Annotated in this window: 5 protein-coding genes; 3 read left to right on the forward strand and 2 right to left on the reverse strand. The window is 44.4% G+C overall.

The genetic code is table 11. From position 1 onward, the window contains the following. Positions 1–1,963 (reverse strand): glycosyl hydrolase (locus tag QZY09_RS22565; protein WP_295676431.1); only part of this gene is annotated, 1,963 nt, incomplete at its 3' end. A gap of 357 nt (positions 1,964–2,320) precedes the next feature. On the opposite strand from QZY09_RS22565, the gene QZY09_RS22570 reads away from it, so the two are divergent. The 3 genes from QZY09_RS22570 to QZY09_RS22580 all read left to right on the forward strand — a co-directional run bounded on the left by QZY09_RS22570 (position 2,321) and on the right by QZY09_RS22580 (position 4,046). Then, complete coding sequence (locus QZY09_RS22570) at positions 2,321–3,091, forward strand: DUF4382 domain-containing protein (protein ID WP_295676433.1); 771 nt, start codon at positions 2,321–2,323, stop codon at positions 3,089–3,091. Between the two features lie 36 nt (positions 3,092–3,127). Continuing rightward, positions 3,128–3,466 (forward strand): MmpS family transport accessory protein, encoded by a 339-nt coding sequence (locus QZY09_RS22575; protein ID WP_295676435.1) that lies wholly within the window; start codon positions 3,128–3,130, stop codon positions 3,464–3,466. 250 nt (positions 3,467–3,716) lie between these two features. Further along, the gene (locus QZY09_RS22580) at positions 3,717–4,046 is read left to right on the forward strand and encodes a hypothetical protein (RefSeq protein ID WP_295676436.1); all 330 of its coding nucleotides are present in this window, start codon (positions 3,717–3,719) and stop codon (positions 4,044–4,046) included. 217 nt (positions 4,047–4,263) lie between these two features. On the opposite strand, the gene QZY09_RS22585 is transcribed toward QZY09_RS22580, so the two are convergent. Next, the coding region (locus QZY09_RS22585; RefSeq protein WP_295676437.1) for an endo-1,3-alpha-glucanase family glycosylhydrolase at positions 4,264–5,336 on the reverse strand (1,073 nt) is incomplete at its 5' end.

Raw genomic sequence — 5,336 nt, forward strand, 5'->3', positions numbered from 1 at the left:
CGGGCGATCTGAGCGGCGGCGAGCCCACCACTGTTGCCCCGGCCTTTACCAGTGCAACAATCTTTGTAAGCAAAGCCGGCGTCATGGTTTTCACTGCCGGCAACACCAGCAGGTGATAGGATGCCCCACCCGGAAATATGATCAGCCCGTTTTTTACGCTGGCCTTGTACAACTGACCCGGCGCACAACCGTCAAAGTTATACCCCCGCCTGTCGGGAATGGTATCGTTGCCTGTTAAGGCTGAAGATGGCGGGCGAAATACGTGTGGCGCACCTTCGGGTGTAAGGTATAAAACATCGGCCACGGCCCTGCCCTGCTGCAAAACATACTGGCAGCGCGAAATATAGTTGTGGTAGCCGGATGCCATCGGCCACCAGGTTTGCCCCCTGTCCCAATGCACGCCATAAGGGCCCATGGTCATCCCGGGCCGCAAGGTATCATTTAATACCTGGTTGATAAAGGTGTGAAAAACAAACCTGTTGATGCCTGTTGCGAAGGCCCAGTCACCCTGGTTTTTCATTGCGCCGGGGTATTGCCGCCAGCCCTCATCGTTTTGCGCCGTAAATGATTCGGAGGGCATTATCCGCTGGCCATTAACATGCGCCACCGAAGTTGCTTCGATACAACTGAACGATGAATTAAAACCATAGCCTTTACTCCAAAACTCGCACATCGCCAGGTCAGCTACTGCGCCCAGTTCAAGATCGGCAGTTGGGTTCATATCGTAGGGCTCGATAGACAAGCTCAGGCCGTTTTTACGGGCATATTTTTTTACCTGCCCGGCATGGTATTCCAAAACCAGATCCTGCGCGGTTTGGCGCAGATCCCATAAAAACCTTTCGCTTATTTCAGGGCTCTCCACGATATTACCGGCGTAAACGGGGTAAAATGGCAGCGGGTCGTAACCCCGCCTTTTGATAAACTCAGCGCGAAAATGCCCTGTCCAGTTTTGCGAGCCCATTTCCCAGCTGTCCATGTGCAGGCGTTTTAAGCCGCCGGCCTGGCGCGGGTCTGGCTTACCTATCTTTTTTAATAAGCGGCCAATGTAATTTTCCAGGTGGGCATTTAAAGCAACGGTATCAAACTTATCCGATTCAAAACCAAGGCCGGTTACCGGCGCCGGGCGGGTGATGGCGCCGTTATTGCGGCTTACAAAGCGTACAATGGTCCATTTACCCGGTGGCACATCCCAGGCGAGTGTTCCATCCGGCTGAAGTTTGGTCGTAATATTGATGATATTTTTTTGTGCGATGACTGCCCCCTTCGGAACCTCATCAAAATATACCGGCGACGGCAAAAATTGTTTAACCCCGTTTACGGATGAATACGGCGCCCTGTAGTAAAGCGCTTTTTCATCGATGTCCTTTATTTTACTATCGCCTGATGGTGTTGGGTAGGCCAATACGGCAACATCTTTATAAAAATCCAGCCACTGCTTTTTTAATTCGGGGGTAAATACGCCCTGCCCGAAATAGGGCTCCTTCGGTAAGGGTAGCGGCAGTTTTATTTTTTGCTTTTGGCCGCCGGTAACGGTAAGAGATGCGGACACGAGGTCCTGCATGGATTGATCAGCAGGCACCCATGGGCCACCGCTCCCTGTCCAGCCCGGGCCTATGCCCAGCGTGATCTCGATCCCCAGGCGTTTGCTTTCCTGTACGGCATGTTTAAAAATATCCTGCCATTGCGCGCTTAAAAAATCAACAGGGCCAACAGGCAGGCCCACGTTAACCTCCAGGAAGATCACATTCCCGATCCCGGCCTTTTTCATGGATTCAAGGTCGGCGGTGATGGATTTTTTGTTCATATTGCCATCCATAAAATACCAATACACGCCCGGCCTGGCTGATGCCGGCGGATTTAAAAACCCGCCCCTTACATTGCCCATTTTATCCTGACCGAAAACAGTGGCGCATGTAGTGATTAACAGCAGCGACAGCAAATATTTTTTTACGGAGACAGTCATTATTTTAATTTGATTTTTTATCGTCTTCAATACCTTCTGCAAATTACACAAGAGTTAATAAAGCGGGGGTAATTTTTTATTAAATCGACTGTATAAAGCATTGCATTAGTACCAGGGTGGTAACCATTTCTGGTCGTTACTGCTAATTTCGCGAATGTGCCTGTCAGTGTACACCGACTTTCAGGGTTCTGTCCATAATAAGGGTTTAGCTAAATTTTGAAAATTGATTATAACTAGGGTAATGGTTTATTTCAGCTTTAAAATGGCGAAGCAGATGGATTGCACAGCATTAAAACAATTTTGTAATTTATATGTTACATTTTATTGTACAATAATAATTAATTAACTAATACTACTATGAAATACTACTTTCTATTATTTGCTGTGGCTCTTTGCCTAACTATAACAGCGTGCACAAAGAACAATACACCTTCGGGCAGCGGGACCACCCACGTCACCGTTAAGATGACTGATGCCCCGGGATTATACGATGCTGTTATTTTAAGTATCAAAAGCGTGGTTGTGGTTACTGATAAAGGTGAGCAAACCATTAACGTAGGTGGAGGCCCCATTAATATCCTTCATTTCAGGCTTGGAAAAGACACCCTGCTTGCTTCACAGGATCTTCCATCAGGCAGCATTCAGCAAATACGCCTTGTATTAAATGATTCAGGTAACCGTGTTGTTATTAACGGTGTATCCTATGACCTGACCACACCAAGCGGACAAACATCGGGCGTAAAATTAAATGTTCATGATAATTTGGTTGCTGGTATTGATTATACGCTGAGGCTTGATTTTGATGCTGCGTCGTCCATCGTATTAACCGGGAACGGTAAATATATTTTAAAACCGGTAATACGTGCCATTCCGGCAGCGGTATCTGGCGCTTTAACAGGTATGATTACCCCTGCTATTTCATTTCCCAAGGTTTATGCCATCACTGGGACTGATACTGTAGGCACTATTGCTGATGCCACAGGCGCGTTTTATTTCCCGGGCCTTGCGGCAGGAACATACAGTGTCAATTTTATACCGGTTAGCCCATATTTAACCAAAACTGTTGGCAATGCAGTGGTAACCACCGGTGCTGTACAGGACATGGGTACCGTAACGATCACCCAATAATTTATTTAGTTTAAAATCTAACGACTCTAACAAAAAATGAAAAAAATAATTTTCTTTTCGCTTCTTATACTAATTACTGTTGTTACTTTTTCGTGTAAAAAGAATAACTCTCACGTTGTAAAATACACCATTCAGGGTACAGCTAAATCCACAGTTACTTATACCGACCAAAACGGGAATACGCAAACTGTAACTAACGCCGATGCAAGCTGGACGACCAGCTTTGCTTCAACCGAGCATGGAATAGCGCTTAAACTAACTGTGATTAGTATCGACGGCAGTAACGTTGGTGGCAAGATCTTTATTGACGGCAATCAAACCGCCCAGAATAACGGCAATTCAAGTAACGTATCTATTACTGCAACACTTCCTTAGGGTAAGGCCGGTTTTCACAAATAGAAAAAGAGGCGGCCCAATGGGCAGTCTTTTTTGTAGTTGTGGGGGTGGCGTGATCTTATCCCGAACAGGATTGTAACAGCAATCAGGCGGGCCAGGTTTAAGTTGGATTAAGGATTTGAAAGCTCAAACATCCTGAGGAAATGGATGTTATGCAATCAAATTTATTTGCCTGTTGCATAAATATTTACTTATATTTGATTACCATCTTATAAAACCACTTAAAATCATGAAAAAGTATCTATTATCTCTCGCCATTGTTTTAGCCTTCGGCGTATCATTTGCGTCAAGAGTTGACGGTGTTCATTTGACCGGAGTTATCGAAGATTCAACCTGTGCCGCAAGTAAAACCCAAATGTCACCTGCTACTTCGCGCGTTGCCTGCGTAAAAAAATGCATTAAAAATGGCGCTTCGGCCGTTTTGGTTGTGGGCGACAAGGTTTATAAAATATCCAACCAAAAGGCAGTTTTAAAATTTGCCGGTCAGGATGTAGCTGTTGACGGCGTTGTTACCGGTGATTCTATCGAAGTAACCAAAATCACTGCAGAAAAAGCTTAAGGTTACACAATCTTTTAAAGTACAAGCTCCGGTCTTAATAGTTCCGGGGCTTTTTTTTGCCCTGCCTGCCCGCGGCAGCCTTCATTTACACAAACGGTTAAGGGTATTGCAAGGCATTTAAACTTCCGGGGCTACCTGTTTAAATACAGTCGCCGCTGTAAGGCCGGTAATAAAACGGCGTGCAAGCGGGCCTCCGCGTTTGCCGTATTGATTACACCTATTGAATAACCCCGGAATTGTAATTCATATCATAGGTATTGATATGCGTAATGATGCCTTCGCCGCTGCCCTGCATTATTACGTTCCCATTGCGTGTCAATTTAAATTGCTGCGCTCCGGGCTTAAAAGGAACTTGGATATTTGAAATGCCTTGTTTAACATGAAAGACTTTTTCTGTACCACCTGTTTCAACAACCAAATCAGCAGGTGCGGTAAGCATAACAGTGATATATAAATTATCTTTAATATCCCCATTCTTTATCAAACTTTTACCTATTGAATCATTTGGCGCAACCGCATTGTTTGGGTGGGTTCTGTAAAAATAAAACACCCTGTCATTTTGTATGGCAGGCTGCCGGCCTGATTTATACCAATCTATGTAATATTTATTAAGCGCTGCATACCCTGCATGTGATTTATAAAACCCACTTTCCTGGTGCCTTACATGTATTGAGTATTTTTCGATATTAAGCATCGGACTAAAATAAGTACTTTCGTCCCAATCATTCCAGGTTACCAATTCAACCCATTCTGGCTTTTGAATATTAATGATAGAATTCCATTGGGCTATTAATCCCTCGCCTCCCGGATAGTCGAAATATCTCGGCGCCCTACCGTTTGGAATTTTTTTTGATTGAAAGACAAGTGGAGTCACATCCGCCATATATGTTAACCCATTTTGATGACAAGCCCTTGCGATTTCTTCGCCGGTTTTCAAAATCGAGGTATTGCCTTTGCTGTAGGAAGGAAAACCGGTAGTCCCGAAATGAAAATAACCATTGATGGTTTTCTTCCACTGATCAAAACTGCTCACATCTTCATCATTAGTGGGCATTTCTTTCCTGTTGGGTGCGAAATAAGGAACAAAATAAATAGGATACCCTGAATTTTTAAGCGGCAACAAGACATTAGATCTCCATTGTTCTGCTGATCCCTGCGGATCCCATGCGGACAGGAAAAACTCGCCGTGATACCTGAAATAATTTTTATTATTATAATATTGCTTTATAACGTCAACAATAACGCTATCCTTCATCTGGATCGCTTTATCAAAAGAAAAGAAAAAAACAA

This window comes from uncultured Mucilaginibacter sp., assembly GCF_903913935.1.
Lineage (GTDB): Bacteria > Bacteroidota > Bacteroidia > Sphingobacteriales > Sphingobacteriaceae > Mucilaginibacter.